Here is a 21901-nt window from a genome sequence, read left to right as displayed (position 1 = left end):
ACTGTCTTAATTTGAGAAAATTTTTTAGCACTAGCGTCCAGGTATGACGAAAGTGCATGAGCGCAGTAAGGAGCGCAGTAACCTTGTCAGCTATAGCAAATGCGTCGGCGGTAGAACACGAGCCATTTTTAGTTCCAGCTGGAACAAGTATTGGAACCGCAATGCGTGAGTTGGAACTTCCTAACAAAGGGCCTGAGGCAATTGTGTGTGCCCAGGATTTAGCAGGAAACCTGAAAGATCTTTCTTTCGTTCCAGAGCAAGAAACTCAATTCATCCCAGTTGCTGCTAATACTGAGCAAGGCCGTGCTGTGATTCGTCACTCCTGCACACACGTGCTCGCTCAGGCTGTGCAGGCGGAGTTCCCAGGTACCAAACTAGGAATCGGACCTGCAATTGAGAATGGTTTTTACTATGACTTCGACGTAGCTGAGCCTTTTTCACCAGAGGATCTTCAGAAAATCGAAAAGCGCATGAAAAAGATCATTAAGTCTGGTCAAAAATTTGAGCGTCGTGTGTATGCAGATGCTCAAGAAGCTGCTGCTGCTTTAGCCGATGAGCCATATAAATTAGAGCTAATCCAAGATAAAGGTCACGTTGACCCTGATTCCGATGAGGCTACTGAGGTCGGAGCTGGCGAATTAACTGGGTATTACAATATCAATCCCCGTAGCGGTGAAGTTGAATGGTATGACTTATGCCGCGGACCGCATGTGCCAACCACAAAATATATTCCAGCTTTTGCGCTTACTCGTTCTTCTGCAGCATATTGGCGTGGTGATCAGTCCAAGGCTGGGTTGCAGCGTATTTATGGTACAGCGTGGGAGTCTAAAGAAGCTTTAGAGCAGTACCAAACAATGGTGGCTGAGGCAGAAAAGCGAGATCATCGTCGTCTTGGCAATGAATTGGATCTTTTTAGTTTTCCTGATGAGATTGGTTCAGGATTCCCTGTATTCCACCCCAATGGCGCTATTGTGCGCATGGAGATGGAAGAGCATTCTCGTAAGCGTCATATTGCCGCAGGTTACTCATTTGTCAATACACCACACTTGACAAAAGGTGATTTGTTTAAGAAATCTGGACACCTTGATTGGTATGAAGAAGGAATGTTCCCAGCGATGCAGCTCGATGGGGAGACAGATGATCAGGGCAATGTCACCAAACAAGCCCAGGATTACTATGCAAAGCCCATGAACTGCCCAATGCATAATCTTATTTTTGATGCGCGTGGACGTTCTTATCGAGAGTTGCCGTTGCGTCTTTTTGAGTTTGGCACGGTATATCGCTATGAGAAATCTGGAGTAATTCATGGCTTAACTCGAGCTCGTGGCTTTACCCAAGATGATGCACATATTTACTGTACTGAGGAACAGCTTGAAGAAGAATTAACCTCTGTGCTCGAGTTTGTGCTTTCGCTCTTGCGTGATTATGGTCTTGATGATTTCTATCTTGAGCTTTCGACGAAGGACCCAGAGAAATTCGTCGGTAGTGACGAAATATGGGAAAAGGCAACGAGCACTTTGCAGGCAGTAGCTCAGAAATCTGGTCTGGAACTTGTGCCTGATCCAGGTGGGGCAGCTTTCTACGGTCCAAAGATCTCAGTGCAGGCTCGTGATGCTATTGGTCGTACATGGCAGATGTCTACGGTGCAGCTTGATTTTAATCTTCCTGAACGTTTTGAGTTGGAATATACTGCGCCAGATGGCAGCAAAAAACGTCCAATCATGATTCACCGAGCGTTGTTTGGCTCAATTGAACGATTCTTTGGCGTATTGCTCGAACACTATGCTGGGGCTTTCCCAGCTTGGTTAGCACCTCAGCAGGTGGTGGGTATTCCAGTAGCTGAAGTCTTTAGTGAGCATTTGGATACGGTTATTGAGCAATTGTGTCAGCGTGGTATTCGTGCTGTCGTTGATGCTTCAGATGATCGTATGCAGAAGAAGATTCGTAACCATACCACGGCTAAGGTGCCTTTTATGCTACTTGCTGGGGCACGTGATGTGGAAGCAAATGCAGTAAGTTTCCGTTTCCTTGATGGTACACAAGTCAATGGTGTGCCTGTCGCAGATGCTATTAGCATTATTGAGACATGGATTGCGCAGCGTAACAATCAGCAGCCAACTAAGGAAAATATTGAGTTTAAGAGTGCGCAGTAGCTTTATGTTTGGTCATACTGTCAGGTGAGGAAGAAAGAAATGGAGCACAACCATAATACTGAGTATCAGTATCGTGCCACTCATACCAGCGCTGACAATAGTATCCCTGATATAGGCGTTGCAGCTGGGGAGGATAAGTTGCAACGCTTATGGGCACCATATCGGATGAGCTATATTCACACGAACGACAATGCTGACAATGCTGATGCGGTAACGCCAAAAAAGAATAATCCCTTTGTTGACATCCCTAAGATGAGTGATGAAGAAGGGCTCATCGTCGCTCGCGGTAAATTTGTTTATTGTTTGCTTAATCTTTACCCCTATAACAGTGGGCATATGATGGTTGTGCCTTATCGAGAGGTCGCTGAGCTGGAAAACTTAAGTGAGGAAGAAACCGCTGAGCTTATGCGCTTTGCAAAGAAGGCAATAGTAGTATTAAAGACAGTTTCTCAGCCTGATGCGGTTAATGCAGGGTTCAACTTAGGTAAAGCAGCAGGTGGTTCTGTTGCGCAGCACCTTCATATGCATATTGTTCCGCGGTGGACTGGGGATGCAAACTTCATGACAATAATCTCTCACACAAAAGTATTGCCACAACTCCTGCATGACACCAGAGAGTTGCTTGCCGACGCTTGGCGGAAACTTGGTGAAGACAATAGCACTGCTGCACAGAATAATATGTGCGACATAACAAAAGGTGGAGAAAATGCTTAGTGTTCATGCGCGCAGGCCAGCAGCAGTTTTTGTGGAACCAGTGGCGAAACTTTTTCTGAAAATTGGTCTTACACCCAATGCGGTAACCATTATCGGAACAGTAATTGCAATTTTATTAGTTGTGATTCTCATTCCCCTGAACCATCTTTTTGCTGCAGCTGCATTATCAGGGCTCTTTGTTGCCTTTGACATGGTAGATGGCACGATGGCAAGAATGAGTGGTGGGGGTACCAAGTTTGGAGCAACCTTAGATGCTACCTGTGATCGGATCACTGATGGTGCTTTGTTTTCTGCTATAGCGTGGTGGCTCATCTATGTGGATAATGCTCATCCTGCATTAGTGGCTGCTACGTTAAGCGTTATCGTTTCTTCGCAAGTTATCTCTTATGTGAAAGCTCGTGGCGAAGCAAGTGGCTTTGTCATGGTTGGTGGGCTTATCGAACGACCTGAACGGCTTATTTTGGGACTTAGTGGTGTGGGATTAGCTGGTTTGGGCATACCCTTTGCTTTAGAAATTTGTATATGGGTTCTTGCCTTTGGCAGTGCTTTTACCGTGGGACAGCGTTTGTGGATTGCCTCTTCATCCGAACATGCGCGAGAACGCAGTGTACCACCACAGGGAGCGCGGTCTTTTTCAGATCAAGAAGATAAAAAATAGAAACAGAAATAGCATTAGAACCCAAAACCCTAGAACAGAGCATAGATAGATGTTCCAGAAGAAAGATATTGTTGCGCAAGGTTATTTACTTGGCTGGAAAATCGTGCGAAAGCTACCAGAATCATGGGCGAAAGCACTTTTTAATTACGGTGCAGATTATGCGTCCCAACGCGGAAAAGCTATGCCGCAATTGCGCAAAAATCTTATGCGTGTGGTGGGAAAAGAAAACGTTACTCGCCAGTTGGTGCAAGAGTCAATGCGCTCTTACGCGCGTTATTGGCGAGAAGCCTTTGTGCTGCCGTCGCTCGTGGGCAATGAGCAATTAATTCAAGACATAGAAGCTCATGCTCAAGGAACCCAATTTCTTCGTAGCTCGGTTAGCCAGGGAAAAGGGGTTATTTTGGTACTGCCGCATTCTGGCAATTGGGATATGGCCGGTCTATATCTTGTGTCGCAGTATGGGCAATTCACAACAGTGGCTGAGCGGCTGGAACCAACGGAAGTTTATGAAGCATTTGTTGATTTCCGCCAATCTCTTGGTTTTAAGGTGTTACCGCATCAATCCACACCTGGTCCTTATGGTGCGTTGAAAGAAACTTTGCTGAGCGGCGGAATTGTGTGTTTGCTTGGTGAACGTGATCTTAAGCGTTCTGGTGTTGAGGTAGAGTTTTTTGGGGAAAAGACGCGTATGCCTGCTGGTGCCGTGCGCCTAGCTCAGGAAACAGGTGCTGCTTTGCATGTGGTGCATAGTTGGTTCATTGAGGATAACCAATGGGGGACAAGCGTATCGGCACCTGTTGAAGTAATGGATCTGAAAACCACAATGCAAACAATTGCAACATTAATGGAGGAAAACATTAGGCAGCACCCTAAAGATTGGCATATGTTACAGCCACTGTGGTTATCTGATTTGGACGCGCGACGTTATCAGCAAGGTCTTGACAAAGAACAATAGTTTTGTTGGTTGAGAAAATAATTTTTGTTTTACTCAGGCTATAATTTTGAGGTGCGGCGTCGGCGTTTTGTGTGAGCATGATCCAAAGATGTATGGATACCGCACAGATGCGTCGGTGCATGGGCACGCACACACAACCTAAGGATAAAGATATGGAAGGAGAATATGAGCAATGAAAATTGGTATCGTCTGCCCATATTCTTTTGATGAACCAGGGGGTGTTCAAGCCCATATCCTTGATTTAGCGCAAAAACTCATTTCCATCGGGCACCAGGTTTCCGTCATTGGTCCTGCTTACGAAAACACTGATTTGCCTGATTTTGTTGTTCCTGGTGGAAAAAGTTTTCCCATTAGATACAACGGATCAGTTGCTCGACTATCTTTTGGTTTCAGTGCTTATCGACGTATGCGGGCATTCCTAAAAAATGGAAATTTTGATGTGCTGCATATTCATGAGCCCAACTCACCGAGCTATTCTTTACTTGCACTTTTAATGAGCAAAGACACTATCGTTGCTACTTATCATACTTCGAGTAGTGGGTCCAGGGTTCTGAAATTATTTTTGCCTGTGTTGCGTGGCAGTCTAGAGAAAATACGAGGTGGTATCGCTGTCAGCGAGATGGCGCGTCGATGGCAAGTAGAACAACTCGGTGGCGATTCGGTTCTTATTCCTAATGGGGTCGATACCTCAGTGTTTGGTCGTGCTTATGAGTTGGCACAGGATAAGAAAAACAATGCTCAAAGTGAGAAAATCGAGATTGTTTTTTTGGGCAGAATAGATGAACCTCGTAAAGGGCTTGATATTTTGCTTCGTGCTATAGAGATGCTTTTCTCTATGTCGCAACGCTACCAAGAGAAAATACAGGTAACGGTTATTGGGGCAGGAACCCCTCGTGATCTTCCAGGAGTGGATTTCGTCGGAAAAGTCTCTGATGAACAAAAAGCGGCTATCCTTGGACGTGCTGATATCTATGTAGCCCCTAATACTGGTGGAGAGAGCTTTGGCATTGTTCTCGTAGAAGCAATGGCGGCAGGATGTGCAGTGGTTGCTAGTGATTTAGAAGCCTTTGCGGCTGTATGCAATGCTAAAGCGAAGCAGCCAGCAGGTATTCTTTTCGAGAATGAAAACTCTAGCGAACTTGCCCAAAAGTTAGCGTTGCTCATTGATGATGAGTCATTGCGCCAGCGTTATATTACAGCTGGTTTAGAACGAGCCCGTATTTATGATTGGGATAATGTAGTCGAGAAAGTATTGCGCGTGTATGAAACAGTTACTGTCTCAGATACTCGATATGTAGGGTATGATGCTCATGCTGATCAATCTTCTCAATGCGGAAAATAAATTATGCATATCCTGCTTATCATCATTACATCGGTAGTCGTAACCTTGTTTTTTGTGCAATTATATACAATTGCACAGCGTCTCGACAGATTGAATATTCGTGTTGATTCTTCTTTGCAAGCATTGCAAGCTATGCTCGATCAGCGGGCGGCAGTGCTTGCTGCGATAGATCCAAAATATGAAACCATTGCCAGCGCGGCAGAAGCTGTGGCATTAAAATATGATTCTTTTTTAGAGCGCAGTGAGAAGGAACGTGATATTTCTGCTGCCATTGCTGCGATGGGTCATAATATGCCTCCGCGAATTGCAGAGGCGCAGGCTCGGGTGCAATTGGCACATCGTTTTTACAATGATGCAGTTGCTGATACGCGTGCACTCAGGCGCAGGCCACTAGTACGAATTTTTAGATTAGGGGGCACATCTGTTATGCCGCGTTTCTTTGAGTTTACGGATTATTCTCATTTTTCCGAGAATTGATTGTTGCGTGTTGGTGAGTTGGATAAGGTCTGCTTGAGCCAACAAGCACTGATAATGGCGCTGATAAAGACGAGGATATTACGAGCTGCTAGTGCTACTAATGCCCAGGAGAAAATATCTGCTTGCATAATATCGCCATAGTGGAACGGGTAAATATAGGTTCCCAGGGCAGTAATTACTAGGCACAGTATGCACAAAAGTCGTACATACTTATTGTGGGGTTGCTTTAATAAGCAAATGCTCAAGATAGGTCCAAGCCAAACAAGATATTGTGGTGAAAATACTTTATTAGTAACCAGTAGACAGATGATGATTGTTACTGTCCAAGAAAGGGTAACAAGCGGGTCATAAGTATAGGGGGCGCGTAGGGTTTTGACCGCCCATAACAGACAAAAAATGATTAGTAATCCAAACCCTATGCTAGAAATCATTAGGGCTGTTGATACTCCTGGTCCGCTGATCTCAAAGCTTTTCGACGGTGCGTAGAAAATTTCATAGCTACCATCTGAAAGACCGGGTATACCATGTAAGAGCATAAAAGGGGTGGCCCAAAAAGATTCAATTTGTAGACCTCTATCGCTTTGATAGGTCAGTGGACTTGTGATACGAGTAATGCCAGAAGCTCCGATGATGCTTAGTGCGATAAGCAGTATCGTTGCCCCAAAAACCTCGACAGTGCGTGCGCTCATTTTCTTTTTGCTGCTTAAGAGTCCTGCGGCTAATACTCCCGGCCAGAGTTTAAGCATGGTTGCGATAGCTAGGATTGCGGAAGAAAACGTAGGCGAGGTAAATAGAGCCAAGGCAAAGATGCCAATACATACTCCGGGAATAATATCTAGTCGAAGAACGGACATATGCAGTGCTGTGACAGTGAAAAAGATCCAGAAAACGCTAGCAGAAAAGGTTCCTTTTTGTTTTTGGCAGAGAATAAAGCACAGGAAGATCGCGTCGAGAGCGATAGTAGCTATGATGAGCGCAATCGTGAATGCGTTTTCATCGTTACTGAATAGGGCGAGTAGCTGGAGTGGTGCTAGAAGTAGCGCAGGGTACTCATTGAGTGCATCAGATTCCGGGTGAGTAATGCCATAAAAATAATAGTGCGCATCACCAGTAGGCATTGGTTCTGCGTGGACTCCCGCGATGATAACAAGTTTAGCGATGAGCCATAGAATCCAGATGGCTGTTATTTTTATTGGCGAAAAAGGGCGCGACCATAGTTTTCGGTTTGATTGTATTTTTGGTTGCACTATGGCAGTTTTCGTGGTGTTCTTTGCACTATCGGACACGAATGCACACTTTACATGAGTTTTTATTGTCATGCGTTTCTTATCTGTGTGTGATTTCACATTTTCATAATTACTTAAGATACCCTGAAGAAAACCTCAGTGAACGTACAAAGAACGCGAAGGCAGAAAACAGAAAAAGGGGATGAGGCGTTGTGGCTAGATTAGAACAGATCCTTAGCCTAAAACAGATAGCGGAACCGTGGGAGAAACAGCCAGGGTCTGAGCGTATGCTCTTTCTGAGCAAGCCTCATTCTTCTACACTGATTCGTACATTTGGGGGACAAATTGTTGCCCAGGCTCTTGCTGCGGCGTGGAAAACTGTTGATGCGGGCTATCAGATTCATTCTTTACACGCTTATTTTTTGCGAGCTGGTGATACCACCAGCTCTACGAGCTATGAAGTGGAAAAGATCCGTGATGGGCGTAGTTTTCTTGTCCGGCGCATTACTGCAACTGAAAATGGGCGAGTAATTTTTCATATGATGGCTAGTTTTCAACATGATGGGGATCATGGGGTGGAGCATAGTGATCCCATGCCGGTAGTTACCCCGCCTGATGAGATTGATATTTCTCGAGATCATTTACCACAGCGATACCAGCATTTGCTGGCAGAATGGCCAGAATGGGATGTTCGCATTGTGCCATCGGAATACTATGATGCGAGCCCTGCGACGCAGCAATCACCAATACAGAATGTGTGGTTTAAGTACAAGCATCAGCTTGGCGACGAGGAGCAGCTTCATACTTTAGGGTTGGCATATATGTCCGATATGACCCTGATTCATGCTGCTTTGATGCATCATCAGGAGCAGAAGGTGCAATTAGCCTCTCTCGACCATGCGATATGGTTTTACCGTCCTTGCTCAGTTGATGAGTGGTTCCTGTATTCGCAACAATCGCCTACGGCAAAAAGTGGGCGCGGAGTAGTGACAGGGCGAATTTTTAATCAGCAAGGAGAATTGGCAGCTGTTGTGGTGCAGGAAGGGCTGACGAGGATTCTACGAGGAGATGCGCGTGAGAGTATTCACAAGGATTCGTGAGCAAAATGCAATCATGAAATTCATAAAATATGTTATTGCAGTATAATTGGCGAAGTTAGCTGTAAGTGTGGTTTCTCTTAGCTTGTTATAAGTGGTATCGAAACATAATCAGTATCAGCATAAAATGCATAATTCACTCTGAGAAAGGCAGTCAATGTCCGGACATTCTAAATGGGCGACAACAAAGCATAAGAAAGCTGCAAATGATGCAAAGCGTGGTAAAGAATTTGCCAAGCTAATCAAGAATATAGAGGTTGCTGCCCGAACAGGTGGTGGCGATCCTGCGGCAAACCCCACTCTTGACGATATGATCAAGAAAGCCAAGAAGGCTTCTGTGCCAAATGACAATATCGAGCGTGCTCGCAAGCGCGGTTCAGGCGAGGAAGCCGGTGGTGCAGATTGGCAGACCATTATGTATGAAGGTTATGGTCCCAATGGTGTGGCTATGCTCATTGAGTGTCTGACTGATAACCGCAATCGTGCTGCATCTGAGGTGCGTACTGCCATGTCGAAGAATGGCGGAAATATGGCGGAATCAGGTGCAGTGTCTTATCTGTTCTCTCGTCGTGGAGTTGTGTTAGTAGAAAAAGGCGAATTAACCGAAGATGATTTGCTACTAGCTGTTCTTGAAGCTGGCGCGGAAGAGGTAAATGAAGTAGGCGATAAGTTCGAGATTCTTTCTGCGCCAAGTGATATTCCTGCGGTTAAAGAAGCGTTGACTGAGGCAGGGATAGAGATTGACGAGGCCGATACGGACTTCCGTGCTTCAGTGTTAGTGCCATTGGAGCTGGCAGATGCCAAGCGTATTTTCAAGCTTATCGACGCTTTGGAAGATTCTGATGATGTGCAGAATGTTTATTCCAATATGGATCTTAGCCAGGAAGTACTTGAGGCATTAGAAGCAGAATAAAATAGTGTGCCCATCTATACAGCTCCATACCATTGGTATGGAGCTGTTTTTGATGGAAACTGATTATGTAAACCATATCGAAAAAATGTGCTAATATCCTAGTGGGAATAACCTTGTGCAAGGCTTCTTTCTGATTTCTCATACTGGTACTACTAAGAAAGGCTGTGGGTAAGATGCTGCCAGAACGATTGAGGGTTATGGGTATTGACCCTGGTCTTACTCGATGTGGTCTTTCGGTTGTGGAAAATGGTCGAGGCAGGGCAGTGATTCCTATTGCAGTGGCAGTGGTGCGTACGCCTAGTCATGCGCAGCTTGCTCAACGGTTATTGGAACTAAGCCAAGCGGTTAATGAATGGATGGATGAGTATCGTCCAGATGTTGTGGCGATCGAGCGTGTTTTTGAGCGTGGAAATGTCTCTACAGTAATGAATACTGCTCATGGGGTTGGCGTTCTCATGCTAAGCGCGGCGCAACGTAATATCCCAGTACATATGTACACACCAAGTGAAGTAAAAAAAGCCATATCTGGCAATGGTGGCGCTGATAAAAAACAAATGACTGCTATGGTTACTCGCATCTTAGGATTATCTCAAGCACCCAAACCTGCTGATGCGGCAGATGCGTTGGCTCTTGCTATTTGTCATTGCTGGCGAGCGCCAATGCTTTTGCGGCAACAAGAGCAAGAAGAACAAGCAGAAATTCGTCGCCAACATCAACAAGGAGTGCTGGCGCGTAAGAAGCAACAAGCTAATGTTAGTTCTTATCGGGTTTAGAAAAATTGGGTTGAGCGTCGGAAAGCAAAAGGAAACAGGCTAGAGCATGATTGCATCCTTAAGAGGAACGGTTGTCGCCTTGGACTCACAGCAGGCGATTATTGAATGTCATGGTGTGGGATATCAGGTCATTGCGCCAACTACTACATTGGCGCAATTCCAGCGTGGTGCGGAAATTTTTGTGTTGGTCAGTGCAGTTATTCGCGAAGACTCACATACTTTATATGCTTTTTTGGATCAGGAAGATAAAGATATGTTTGCTGTGCTGCAGACAGTATCTGGTGTTGGTCCGCGGTTGGCGCTTGCTGTGCAGTCGTTACTATCGGTTTCTGAGATAGCTCAAGCGATTTCAACAGGAGATGCTAAGACATTGCAGCGTGTTCCTGGGGTAGGAAAGCGCGCTGCAGAGCGAATGATTGTGGATCTAAAAGAGAAAATAAGTAGTTTCCACGCAGCCCAGTCAGACGACACGATGAGTACAGTTGGTTCGCAAGAAGTCATGGATATATCTTCTGATACTTTTAATCATGTCGTAGAAGCACTGATAGGTTTGGGTTTTACCGAAAAGACTGTGCAACCTATTGTGGCGTCGATTATGCAAGCGCAACCAGATTTAGCAATGCCGGCTGTGTTAAAAGCGTCGTTGAGTGCGCTTAATGAACAGAAATAGCAATCACAATATAGAGTGCCAGAATAATTGAGGAGCTAGCTTATGGCGAGTGTGGAAAAAACAGAGTTTAATGTGCCTGAGGCTCGGGAAAGAGTAAAAAGCGGTCAATCTGGAAACTCTGCAATAGCTGCACATCAGCAACGTGATGATGTGGATGCTGAGCCTACCTTGCGCCCACGAAGTCTCAAAGAGTTTATTGGGCAGCCTAAAGTATGTAATCAATTAGATCTTGTGCTTACTGGGGCTAAAAATCGTGGTGTCACCCCTGACCATGTTTTGCTATCAGGTCCACCTGGTCTTGGCAAAACGACGATGGCGATGATCATTTCCTATGAGCTGGGAACAAGCCTACGAATGACCTCCGGGCCTGCACTAGAACGTGTAGGCGATTTAGCTGCGATGTTATCGAATCTCATGGAAGGTGATGTTTTATTCATTGACGAAATACATCGTATGGCGCGTCCTGTGGAAGAAATGCTCTACACCGCTATGGAGGATTTCCGGATAGACGTCATCGTCGGAAAAGGACCAGGGGCTACTTCCATTCCTTTAGAGCTAGAGCCTTTTACCCTTGTTGGAGCGACAACTCGCTCAGGGATGCTGACTGGACCATTGCGAGATCGTTTTGGCTTTACTGCCCAAATGGAATTTTATGATACAGATGACCTCACCAAAGTCGTACTGCGAGCGGCAAAAATTCTCCAGGTAACTATCGACGCAGATGCAGCGGCAGAAATTGCATCCCGATCACGAGGAACACCTCGTATTGCTAATCGCTTATTACGTCGAGTGCGCGATTTTGCTGAAATACATTCCAATGGACATATTGATCTTGGTGCTGCACAAGCTGCATTGGTAGTTTTTGATGTAGATGAGCAAGGTCTTGATCGACTCGATCGAGCAGTCCTAAGCGCGCTGATCAAAGGTCATGGTGGTGGTCCTGTGGGAGTCAATACACTTGCGATAGCAGTGGGAGAAGAACCCTCTACAGTAGAAGAAGTATGCGAACCGTATCTGGTACGTGCTGGAATGCTTACCCGAACAAATCGAGGAAGAGTAGCTACTGCTGCCGCCTGGCAACATTTAGGACTAGAACCGCCAGAAGATATTTTGTTGCGCTAGCACAGTAGTCTGTTAAATGCGTAGTGGAGTTTTGTCTGGCATTATAGGTAGCTATGAATGTTATGCTGTTTATTATTGCGCTTGTCGTAATTATTTTGCCTTCTTTCTTTGTGCAACGTAAGCAACAGCGTTATGCACGTGAGTTAAATAATCTTCAAGATAATCTTGTTATTGGTGATCGCGTTGTGACAACTGCGCGTATACATGGTGTTATTCGTGGTATTCATGAATCAACTGTAGAACTTGAGATTGCACAGCATACTGTCGTGGTAATTGATAAAGCAGCAATTGTGCAGAAGAAAAACGATCATGATGATGTTGAGATAGCTGATAGCACTGCGCACAATGATTCTCGCGATGAATGAGCAGTTAATTAAAAATTAAAATTAAGACAGAACTAATACCCAAAAACACATTATTCATATAGATCCATAGAGACAGCGTTTGTGAGTTTTGTGTGCTCAGGCGGCAGCAGTAGTATAGTGATTTGGTCAATTCTATATGTCGCCTCATTGCGTATAGTTATTGGATTATTTAGAAAATCTAAGAGGGAGAACTTCATTGCCTTCCAAATCCCGTGGAGCTAGGTCAAAATGGAATACATGGCCTAAGAAGGCGTTAGGGCTGTTCATCGCAGTAATCATTGCTGTGTATGCATTGGTATTTTTTACTGGTGATCGCTTGCCAAAGCCTAACTTAGGTATTGATTTGCAAGGTGGTACCAGAATTACGCTCGTGCCACAAGGTGAACAACCTACGCAAGATCAATTAGCCCAAGCGCGTAATATCTTGGAAAACCGTGTTAATGGTATGGGTGTTTCTGGGGCAAAAGTCATCACCGATGGCAATACTCTTGTTATTACTGTTCCTGGTGAAGACACAGCTCAGGCGCGTTCTTTAGGTAAAACCTCACAGTTAGTTTTTCGTCCTGTAGCGCAAGTTGCACCGACTGATGCTGATTTTGAGGCATTACCAGCTGAGATGGAAAAGATGGCTAATCGTTGGGTCAGCGTGGGTGCACTTACCGCTGATCAAGCCAATGAACGTCTCAAACAACTTGCTGAGGATCTCACAAAAATCAAAAAACAAAATGATCCCGAAGCCAAGGAACTTACTCCAGCTAAAGTATCTGCAAAACAACCACAAGAGGCTGTGAACTCACTTGAGGCTGAGAAGCAACGCAAAGAATTAGCAGACGTTCTTCTTGCTGATCGTCAGGCAGATACTTCCTTAAAACAATTATCGGCATCATTCTTATTGCGATGCGATAGCGACAAACCTGATCTACTGCAAGGTGCAGATGATCCTGCACTCCCATTGGTGACCTGTGATCCAAGTGCACAACAAGCTATGATTCTTGGTCCTTCTCCCGTTCTTGAAGGCCAAGATGCTAATCAAGCTCAAGCAAAACGCTTGACAGGTAATGAAGTGGATACTAATGAACCAATTACCGGTGGGTTTGATGCACAAAGCGGCAAGATGCAGATTACGTTTAAGTTCAAGTCTGCGAAGAACGAAAAGGGCTCAGAAACATGGGCGAAACTCACCAATGAATATGTTGGTCGTCAAGTAGCTATTACTCTGGATTCTGAAGTATTGTCTGCACCACAGATTGAGCAGCCTACCCCAGTTGGTGAGCGTACTGCCATCACCAGCAGCACAATGACTCAAGCACAGGCACAGGAATTAGCTAACAACTTGCGTTATGGTGCTTTACCATTAAGTTTCGTCGGTGAGAATGGTGAATCAGGCGGTACAGCTATTACTGTCCCTGCTTCCCTTGGTATTGCTTCGTTGAAGGCAGGTTTGATAGCAGGGCTTGTCGGTCTGATAGCCGTTGCTCTTTATTCATTGTATTTCTATCGTTTCTTTGGCCTGATTTCCTTGTTATCACTAGGTGCTTCTTTTGCTTTGGTCTATGGCGCATTAGTCCTACTCGGTCGCCTAGTGGGATATTCTCTTGATCTGGCAGGTATTGCTGGTTTGATCATTGGTATTGGTACTACTGCCGATTCTTTTGTGGTGCTGTATGAAAGAATTAAAGACGAAGTGCGTGACGGAAGAACTTTCCGTTCAGCAGTAGCACATGGCTGGGATCGTGCCAAGCAAACAATCATCACTGGTAATGCAGTGACACTCATTGCAGCAGTAATTATTTATGCTCTTGCAGTTGGCGAGGTGAAAGGTTTTGCTTTCACTTTAGGGCTGACCACAGTATTCGATATTTTAGTCACTTTCCTCGTAACAGCACCATTAGTTATTCTTGCTTCTCGTAAACCTTGGTCCGCTAAACACTCTGTAAACGGACTTGGAAAAGTGTTTGCGCTAGCTCGGCATACTGCTAAAGAGGCACAACCCGTATTGGCGCAATCGGTGAAAGAAAGTCATCATTCGGATACGCAAATGGGGATGGCTAAACCACTAGCATCAACACATAGGGATGCGCATAAAGCTGACGATGAGCAGGGAATAGCTCAGGATGAGCATGACAACGATAAGAGAGAGCAGGTGTAATGATGAGTGAAAGCACTACTTTAACTAAGCTCTACACCGGCGAAGGCGGAATAGATTTCGTCGGAAAGCGTCGTAAGTGGTACATCACTACTGCAGTTGCATTGCTTATTTGCATTATTGCTATTGCATTACGCGGTTTTAATTTAGGAATTGATTTTGTCGGCGGCACGAAGATGAATATGCCAGCAGCGAATCTCGATACCGCGCAAGTGGAAAAGACCTTTACCGAGGCTACCGGTGTCACTCCTGAGCAGGTGCAAGTTGTCGGTTCAGGTGACAGCAAAATTCTTGAAATAAATTCAGAGCGCTTAAGCGAAGATCAAATCACTAAAGCTCGCACTGAGCTTTATGAGGCATATAAACCACAAGATAGCACTGGGAAAGCAACCCCCGATGTAATCGGTGACTCCACTGTTTCAGAGGCATGGGGCTCTACGATTACTAATCGAATGCTGATTTCGATGGTGGTATTCCTTATCGCAGTATTTGTGTATATCGCAATTCGATTGCAAAAAGAGATGGCTGTTGCTGCTATTGCTGCTTTGTTCGTGGATCTTATTGCGATCAGCGGTATTTATGCTATCTGCGGCTTTGAGGTAAGTCCAGCATCAGTTATTGGTTTGCTGACAGTATTGGCATTCTCGCTCTATGATACTGTTATCGTTTTTGATAAAGTTCGGGAAAATACAGCTGGTTACCTGGGCACTACAAGAAAAACCTATGCTGAACACGCTAACTTAGCAATCAACCAAACAGTGATGCGCTCTATTTCCACCACAGTGATCTCAGTATTGCCCATTATCGCACTTATGGTTATTGCTGTCTGGCTCATGGGAGTAGGAACACTCAAAGATTTGGCATTGGTACAGTTCATCGGAGTGCTTGAAGGTACTCTTTCTTCTGTATTCCTTGCGACACCAATCCTAGTGGATCTGAAAAACAGAACTGCAAAGACTAAAGCGCACAATCGTAAAGTAACCCATGAGCGCCTTGCTGAAAACGAAAGTGCACGTCCTGCATTGCAGGATGAATATGATTATGAGGAAGATGTAACAGCTACCAGTGATGTCGCAACTTCTCAGTACACTTCGCATTCGACAGGTGCTAGTTGGCGCCCGAATAAGAGCTGACAACGGGATAAGGATGAAATAAGTGGGAAGAAGTAAGCAAAAGTTTTCTTTATGTTCCATTCTCCACAAGTGTTGTTGTGTGATTACTGCATTCACGTTGGTGTTCCTATTAGGCGCATGTGGAAAAGCTGAGGTAGAACAAGAATCTGCTTATACAGATACGTTTTCTTATGCAGTAAAAAATGTTTTGCTTACTTCTAATGCTGCTAATGATTTGGGAGTTGCTACTAACGCTCAAGTCCTTTCAGCACGTTTATATCCCTCCACGCATGTTCCAGGTCCTAAAGGGCAGTTAATCCCCAATACTGATTTCGCAACTGCTCAATTCTTGCCTGGTAATAATCAACGTGTGCTCTATACCATTTCGGATAAAGCTGTATATTCTGATGGCGAGCCTGTCACGTGTGATTCTTTCTTACTTGCATTTGTCGCAGGGGATATGGATGTACTCTTCGGCTCGCATATGCCGCTTATGCACCAGGTAGAAAGAGTTGAATGTAATCCAGGTTCTAAAAATGCAACAGTAGTGTTCAAGGAAGGATTTGGGGCACGCTGGCGGCAATTATTTGGCCCAGGAGTGTTATTGCCTGCACACGCCATAGCTAATAAAGCGGGACTAACCTTAGCAGACCTCAACGCGGCATTGGTCAATCGTGATGAAACAACTCTTGCTAGTATCGCTCAGATTTGGAATCAAGGATATAGCTTGAGCAATTTTGATCCTGAGCTCCAAGTATCTTCTGGTCCATATAAAATCGACAGTGTTGGACAGAATTCAGAAGTAATTTTGAGCCGCAATGATCGTTATTTCGGAGAGCCAGCTAATATCGAGAAAATAGTGGTATGGCCAGGAACAACAGATCTGAAAAGCCTAGCGAAAGAAACAAAATTAGGTATTGCAGAAGTAAAAAACAACGATTCACTTTCTTGGGTCAATCGAGATGACAACTACAACCCCTATGACATTGTTTCTGAAGCCGGTGTGTTAACCGAACAACTACTACTTAGTTCTTCAGGACTATTCGAGGATATCGAACTGCGTAAGGCTTTTGCTGCGTGTATCGACCAAACAGCAATTGCCCAAGTATCGTCGCAGCATGCTGGTGCAGAAGTTCATCCAGTCACAGTACGTACAGTCCGAGCGCATGACCCTGTTGTTGCACAATTAGGTGATATAGCCCAATCGCATCTAGGGGTTGATATTGAAGCTGCACGCGCACTTGAAGGACAAACAATTCGCATTGGCTACTTAGGAGAAGACTCGAGGAAAGCCGCGATTGTAGAAAACATTGCGCAGACATGTGCACCAGCAGGCATCAATGTTGTCGACGTGTCAGGTGAGTTAGACGAAGAAACACCACGCGCTTTGGTGCAAGCTATTGTTGATGAAAATGGGTTACTTCGCTCAGAAGGTGTTGCTGATGCGTATATTCAAGCTGTAGACCCTATGGTTGAGTTTGACTATATTCCACATTTGAGCACTGATGTTGCAGCAGTTCGTGCAGATGAGCTTGCTTCATGGGAGCAGATGATTACAATTCCTTTGAGTTCGCATCCACGAGTATTTGTGGTGGATAAGAATGTAGAAAATGTTGTACCAAACACTGATCTCTATAGTATTGGTTGGAACATGGATAGATGGCAGCCAAAGGAACAGAAAACTCAGTAGCAGCACCCTCATAACCTCTAAGACAGAAAGAACAAAGCCACATGGATACCTCGTCACCATATAAAGACGCACATCAAGCGCTTAACGAAAAAACACGATTAGTGCAGGATTTTCCTATACCAGGAGTGCTTTTTGAGGATCTCACCCCAGTGCTTGCTGACCGTCATGCTTTTAGGATGCTCGTCGAAGAGCTTTCTGCAGCAGCACAACGTGCTGGAGCAGATATGATTGGTGGACTAGATGCTAGGGGATTTTTACTTGGTTCGGCGGTGGCTTTTAACATCGGTACAGGTATTTTATCTATCCGTAAAAAGAATAAACTGCCGCCTCCAGTAATCAGCGAAGATTTTTCTCTGGAATATGGTACTGCTTCTTTGGAATTACCAGCAGACGGCATCGATCTTGTTGGCAAAAAAATCTATCTGATTGATGATGTGCTTGCTACCGGCGGCACACTCGTTGCTGCTCGACGCTTAATCGAACGATGTGGCGGTGTCGTGTCTGGATTTGGTGTGGTTCTAGAAGTTCCTTCACTAGGTGGGCGAGAAAAATTAGCTGGTTCTGATTTGTTTGTGGTCAATGAGCCACAGTAAAGTTTTAGAAATATCGTGAATGCTCACAAAACCGCGTAATGTGTAGGAGCGAAGCCAGTTATGACCAATAATCGTGTCCCAAAACAACAAAACTCGGTTCGTAGAATGTCGGCTCGGCTCGCTCGTAGTTTAACAGGCAATCGCGTTAAAATTAATCCTGTTCTCGAGCCATTATTGAGCATCCATCGAGAGTTTCATCCTAAAGCAGACTATGCCATTTTAGAGCGTGCATATAGTACAGCCGAGCGCCTGCATGAAGGAGTCTTTCGTAAATCTGGTGATCCCTACATCACACACCCCTTAGCGGTAGCGACCATAGCAGCTGAGATCGGTATGGACACGACTACTCTCGTTGCAGCGCTTCTACATGACACAGTAGAAGACACGGATTACTTTTTAGAAGACCTTACGAGAGATTTCGGTGAAGAAGTGGCTCGTTTGGTAGATGGTGTGACCAAACTGGACAAAGTTGCCTTAGGTGCAGCAGCTGAGGCAGAAACTATCCGCAAGATGATTGTGGCTATGAGCCAAGATCCACGAGTCTTAGTCATTAAAGTTGCCGATCGATTGCATAATATGCGGACAATGCGTTTTCTGCCTCCGGAAAAGCAAGCGAAAAAAGCACAGCAGACTCTCGAAGTAATTGCGCCTTTGGCACATCGCTTAGGGATGGCGAATGTGAAATGGGAGTTAGAAGATCTTTCTTTTGCCATTCTTTATCCAAAGAAATATGAAGAAGTAGTGCGACTTGTGGCAGAACGTGCTCCTTCACGCGATCGTTATCTCAAGGAGATAACGTCGCAATTGCAAAATGCATTACGCGAAAATCACATTGAAGCGCGCGTCATGGGACGGCCAAAACATTATTGGTCCATTTATCAGAAAATGATTGTACGCGGTAAAGACTTTGAGGAAATTCTTGATCTGGTGGGTATCAGAATCCTCGTGGACACCGTCAACGGCTGTTATGCGGCAATCGGTGTAGTTCACTCGCTCTTTTCTGCCATGCCAGGAAGATTTAAGGACTACATATCTAGTCCTAAGTTTGGCGTATATCAATCACTGCATACCACAGTGATGACTCCCAATGGTAAGCCTTTGGAAGTGCAAGTACGCACCCATGAGATGCACTATAACGCTGAGTTCGGCATTGCAGCCCACTGGCGTTATAAAGAGACAAAAGGCAGCCATAGCGGTGAACAAGCAGAAGTTGATCACATGGCATGGATGCGTCAATTACTCGATTGGCAAAAAGAGGCCGCAGATCCTAATGAGTTTCTTGATAGCTTGCGCTATGACCTGTCTAGCAAACAAATCTTTGCCTTTACCCCTAAAGGTGATGTGGTTAATCTTCCTGTTGATTCAACACCTGTCGATTTTGCTTATGCAGTTCATACCGAAGTCGGACACCGGTGTATTGGTGCAAAAATCAATGGCAAGCTCGTAGCTTTGGAGTCAAAATTAAAATCTGGAGATCAGGTTGAAATTTTTACTTCCAAAGATCAAAACTCTGGGCCTAGTCGAGACTGGCAGGACTTTGTCGTCTCACCACGAGCTAAGACAAAAATTCGCCAATGGTTCGCAAAAGAACGCCGTGAAGAGTATCTGGAAGCAGGACGAGATGCACTCGCTGCGGAAGTACAGCGTGGCGGTTTGCCTATGCATAGGCTTTTTACTGCGCAATCAATGAAAGCTGTAGCAAATGAACTGCATTATCCAGATGTAGACGCTCTTTATACCGCAATCGGATCCGGTTCTGTTTCTGCGGCAAGTGTGGCGCACAGACTCATGGCAGCTTTCGGAGATGCTGATGAGGCGGAAGACACTCTCGTATCTCGTACCCCTTTTAGTGAACTGGTCACCTCGAAGCAAAAAGTATCAGACTCCCAAGGCGTGCTGGTAGAAGGTAGCCCAGATGTTATGGCAAAACTAGCCAAGTGCTGTATGCCAGTGCCCGGAGATGATATTTTTGGTTTCGTTACTCGTGGAGGTGGCGTCTCAGTACACCGAACAGACTGCACGAACGCCACAAAACTGCAATCGGAACCAGAGCGTTTAGTCACGGTTTCGTGGGCATCGGAAGGCTCTGGTTCAGTTTTTGCCGCTACATTGCAAATTGAAGCTCTAGATCGTACTGGTTTGCTTATGGAATTGACTCGTGTCATCAATGAACAGCGAGTATCAGTAGTAGCTATGAATTCCCATGCCTCTCAAGATCGAGTAGCAACAATTCGGTTTACATTCTCGGTGTCAGATACCAAGCAGCTAGGTGCCTTGATGACTCAACTTCGTAATACTGAGGGTGTATTCGATGTATACCGAGTAACCACAGGATAGCGTCGGGTTGCACATCTGCACGCACAACTTGCGACGCCCACCCAAAAGTTTCATACCATTTGGGTGGGCGTCGAGTTGCGTATGCTGTTATTGCACAGTGGCTTTGGTGATTCTTACTTCTTTAGCAGGTGCACCAGTGCCATCAGCACTTTGTTTACCAATACCTGCAGCAACGATGTTTTCGACGGTTTTAATTCCTGTCTCGTCCATGGTGCCGAAGTAGGTATAGCTTGGTGCAAAAGTGTGATCCGTGGAGTTCAAGAAGAACTGAGAACCATTTGTATTTGGACCAGAGTTCGCCATGGCAATGCTACCGCGAGGATACTTCACTGGAGAGCTTTGGTCATCTGTAGAATCCACAGGGTACTCATCTGCAAAACTAAAACCAGGTCCACCAGTTCCAGTGCCTGTTGGATCTCCGCATTGTAGGAAGCCACTATCAGATACTCGATGGCAAATTGTGTCGTTATAGTATCCAGATTTTGCTAGGTGCTCAATCGCATTAACTGTGCATGGAGAAACCGAGCGATCCAAGGTTAATGGGATATCACCTTGGTTAGTGACAAAGGTAAGTTTGACAGTTCCTTTGGTGGAGACTTTATCGCCTTTAGGTGCTGATACCTCTTTGGCAGCAGTGCCATTATCCGGGTAGTTACAGGAGACAGTATCAGGTAATGCAGAGGAACGAGCAGTTTTGAGAATTCCCTTATCATCGACAAGAGCTGATACTGGTTTAGTCTCAGTTGTTTGAGCTTGGCTGCTCTTAGCTTCAGTTTCACCAGAGTTTTTATCATCACGGGTAGTCGCATAGATGATGCCTACTGCAACAACAGCAATGACAAGCGCAGCGATGAGCGGTGTAAGCAAAGATCTGGTTTTTTCTGAACGATCTTTTGCTTTAATATGCTTTTCAAGTTGAGAGATCGCATCTTTACGACGCTGTTCATTAGATTGTTTGCTCACATAGAACAGTGTAGCGAGGATATTGAGTTAACGATACTAAGACACAGGCAAGCCATGAGACTATTGCTGCTATGCTAACTATTATGGCTACAACAAATTTTCAGAATAATCCGGTTACAACCAGTGGTGAATTACCAGCTGTAGGTGCAGACTTGCCCGAGTTCACATTGGTAAATACCGAACTGCAAGAGGTAACCGCAGCTGATTTTAACGGTAAGAAAATAATTCTCAACATTTTTCCTTCAGTAGACACAGGTGTATGTGCTGCTTCGGTACGTCGCTTTAATGAAGAAGTATCAGCGTTAGAAAATACAGTTGTATTGTGCATTTCTAAAGATCTTCCTTTTGCCCAGGCGCGTTTTTGTGGGGCAGAAGGGTTGGATAATGTCATTCCAGTGTCTGCGTTCCGTTCTGATTTTGGGCAGAAATTTGGCTTGGAACTAGAAGGTTCCCCACTCAAAGGCTTATTAGCACGTGCAGTTATGGTTGCCGATAGCGAAGGAAAAATTGTTTATACTCAGCTAGTTGAGGAAATCACTACTGAACCTGATTACCAGGCAGCATTGAGTGCAGCTCAAGCGGATAAATAGAAGAT

The 21901-nt window shown here is 45.1% G+C and carries 20 protein-coding genes; 18 read left to right on the top strand and 2 right to left on the bottom strand.

The genetic code is table 11. The features are described 5' to 3' along the window. Positions 1 to 56 precede the first annotated feature (56 nt). The 6 genes from thrS to FQV43_RS05695 all read left to right on the top strand — a co-directional run bounded on the left by thrS (position 57) and on the right by FQV43_RS05695 (position 6299). On the top strand, positions 57 to 2153 hold the full coding sequence (thrS, locus tag FQV43_RS05720) for a threonine--tRNA ligase (RefSeq protein WP_146339399.1): 2097 nt from the start codon (positions 57 to 59) through the stop codon (positions 2151 to 2153). 39 nt (positions 2154 to 2192) lie between these two features. Further along, on the top strand, positions 2193 to 2867 hold the full coding sequence (locus FQV43_RS05715) for an HIT domain-containing protein (protein ID WP_146339397.1): 675 nt from the start codon (positions 2193 to 2195) through the stop codon (positions 2865 to 2867). After that, positions 2860 to 3525, top strand: a complete 666-nt coding sequence (gene pgsA, locus FQV43_RS05710; RefSeq protein ID WP_144272988.1) for a phosphatidylinositol phosphate synthase — start codon at positions 2860 to 2862, stop codon at positions 3523 to 3525. Before FQV43_RS05715 ends, pgsA begins: the two co-directional genes overlap by 8 nt. 49 nt (positions 3526 to 3574) lie before the next feature. Further along, entirely contained in the window at positions 3575 to 4480 is a 906-nt protein-coding gene (locus tag FQV43_RS05705) for a phosphatidylinositol mannoside acyltransferase (protein WP_144272987.1), read from the top strand. 172 nt (positions 4481 to 4652) lie between these two features. Further along, positions 4653 to 5822: a glycosyltransferase family 4 protein gene (locus FQV43_RS05700; RefSeq protein ID WP_146339395.1), complete on the top strand. Its 1170-nt coding sequence runs from the start codon at positions 4653 to 4655 to the stop codon at positions 5820 to 5822. A gap of 3 nt (positions 5823 to 5825) precedes the next feature. Further along, positions 5826 to 6299 carry a hypothetical protein gene (locus FQV43_RS05695; RefSeq protein WP_146339393.1) on the top strand — a complete coding sequence of 158 codons (474 nt, stop codon included), beginning with the start codon at positions 5826 to 5828 and terminating at the stop codon, positions 6297 to 6299. Here FQV43_RS05695 and FQV43_RS05690 read toward each other — a convergent pair. After that, positions 6281 to 7585, bottom strand: a complete 1305-nt coding sequence (locus FQV43_RS05690; protein ID WP_146339391.1) for a hypothetical protein — start codon at positions 7583 to 7585, stop codon at positions 6281 to 6283. The genes FQV43_RS05695 and FQV43_RS05690 overlap by 19 nt on opposite strands. Positions 7586 to 7737: 152 nt before the next feature. Here FQV43_RS05690 and FQV43_RS05685 point away from each other — a divergent pair, with 152 nt between their 5' ends. The 11 genes from FQV43_RS05685 to FQV43_RS05635 all read left to right on the top strand — a co-directional run bounded on the left by FQV43_RS05685 (position 7738) and on the right by FQV43_RS05635 (position 20343). Further along, positions 7738 to 8625 carry an acyl-CoA thioesterase II gene (locus tag FQV43_RS05685; RefSeq protein ID WP_210415231.1) on the top strand — a complete coding sequence of 296 codons (888 nt, stop codon included), beginning with the start codon at positions 7738 to 7740 and terminating at the stop codon, positions 8623 to 8625. Positions 8626 to 8779: 154 nt separating this feature from the next. Next, complete coding sequence (locus tag FQV43_RS05680; RefSeq protein WP_146339389.1) at positions 8780 to 9535, top strand: YebC/PmpR family DNA-binding transcriptional regulator; 756 nt, start codon at positions 8780 to 8782, stop codon at positions 9533 to 9535. Between the two features lie 173 nt (positions 9536 to 9708). Further along, the gene (ruvC, locus tag FQV43_RS05675; RefSeq protein WP_144273436.1) at positions 9709 to 10308 is read left to right on the top strand and encodes a crossover junction endodeoxyribonuclease RuvC; all 600 of its coding nucleotides are present in this window, start codon (positions 9709 to 9711) and stop codon (positions 10306 to 10308) included. Between the two features lie 46 nt (positions 10309 to 10354). After that, positions 10355 to 10978, top strand: coding sequence for a Holliday junction branch migration protein RuvA (gene ruvA / locus FQV43_RS05670; protein WP_146339387.1), 624 nt, complete (start codon positions 10355 to 10357; stop codon positions 10976 to 10978). A gap of 42 nt (positions 10979 to 11020) precedes the next feature. Then, positions 11021 to 12100: a Holliday junction branch migration DNA helicase RuvB gene (gene ruvB, locus FQV43_RS05665; protein WP_144272981.1), complete on the top strand. Its 1080-nt coding sequence runs from the start codon at positions 11021 to 11023 to the stop codon at positions 12098 to 12100. A 62-nt stretch (positions 12101 to 12162) separates the two neighbouring features. After that, positions 12163 to 12465 carry a preprotein translocase subunit YajC gene (gene yajC, locus FQV43_RS05660; protein ID WP_168195052.1) on the top strand — a complete coding sequence of 101 codons (303 nt, stop codon included), beginning with the start codon at positions 12163 to 12165 and terminating at the stop codon, positions 12463 to 12465. Between the two features lie 196 nt (positions 12466 to 12661). Beyond that, positions 12662 to 14614: a protein translocase subunit SecD gene (secD, locus tag FQV43_RS05655; protein WP_146339383.1), complete on the top strand. Its 1953-nt coding sequence runs from the start codon at positions 12662 to 12664 to the stop codon at positions 14612 to 14614. A 2-nt stretch (positions 14615 to 14616) separates the two neighbouring features. Next, complete coding sequence (secF, locus tag FQV43_RS05650; protein WP_146340445.1) at positions 14617 to 15744, top strand: protein translocase subunit SecF; 1128 nt, start codon at positions 14617 to 14619, stop codon at positions 15742 to 15744. Positions 15745 to 15823: 79 nt separating this feature from the next. Next, positions 15824 to 17413: an ABC transporter substrate-binding protein gene (locus FQV43_RS05645; RefSeq protein WP_246846860.1), complete on the top strand. Its 1590-nt coding sequence runs from the start codon at positions 15824 to 15826 to the stop codon at positions 17411 to 17413. A gap of 41 nt (positions 17414 to 17454) precedes the next feature. Continuing rightward, a complete protein-coding gene (locus FQV43_RS05640) occupies positions 17455 to 18006 on the top strand; it encodes an adenine phosphoribosyltransferase (protein WP_144272978.1) in 552 nt (183 codons plus the stop codon). Positions 18007 to 18066: 60 nt separating this feature from the next. After that, positions 18067 to 20343, top strand: a complete 2277-nt coding sequence (locus FQV43_RS05635) for a bifunctional (p)ppGpp synthetase/guanosine-3',5'-bis(diphosphate) 3'-pyrophosphohydrolase (protein WP_144272977.1) — start codon at positions 18067 to 18069, stop codon at positions 20341 to 20343. Positions 20344 to 20430: 87 nt separating this feature from the next. Here FQV43_RS05635 and FQV43_RS05630 read toward each other — a convergent pair whose 3' ends face one another. After that, on the bottom strand, positions 20431 to 21306 hold the full coding sequence (locus tag FQV43_RS05630) for a peptidylprolyl isomerase (protein WP_146339381.1): 876 nt from the start codon (positions 21304 to 21306) through the stop codon (positions 20431 to 20433). An 83-nt stretch (positions 21307 to 21389) separates the two neighbouring features. Between FQV43_RS05630 and tpx the strand changes: the two genes are divergently transcribed. After that, on the top strand, positions 21390 to 21896 hold the full coding sequence (gene tpx / locus FQV43_RS05625) for a thiol peroxidase (protein WP_144272975.1): 507 nt from the start codon (positions 21390 to 21392) through the stop codon (positions 21894 to 21896). Positions 21897 to 21901 lie beyond the last annotated feature (5 nt).

Source organism: Corynebacterium sp. sy039, assembly GCF_007904105.1.
Taxonomy (GTDB): domain Bacteria; phylum Actinomycetota; class Actinomycetes; order Mycobacteriales; family Mycobacteriaceae; genus Corynebacterium.
Note: the sequence above shows the minus strand (reverse complement) of the source record. Positions and strands in the feature narration are given on the sequence as shown.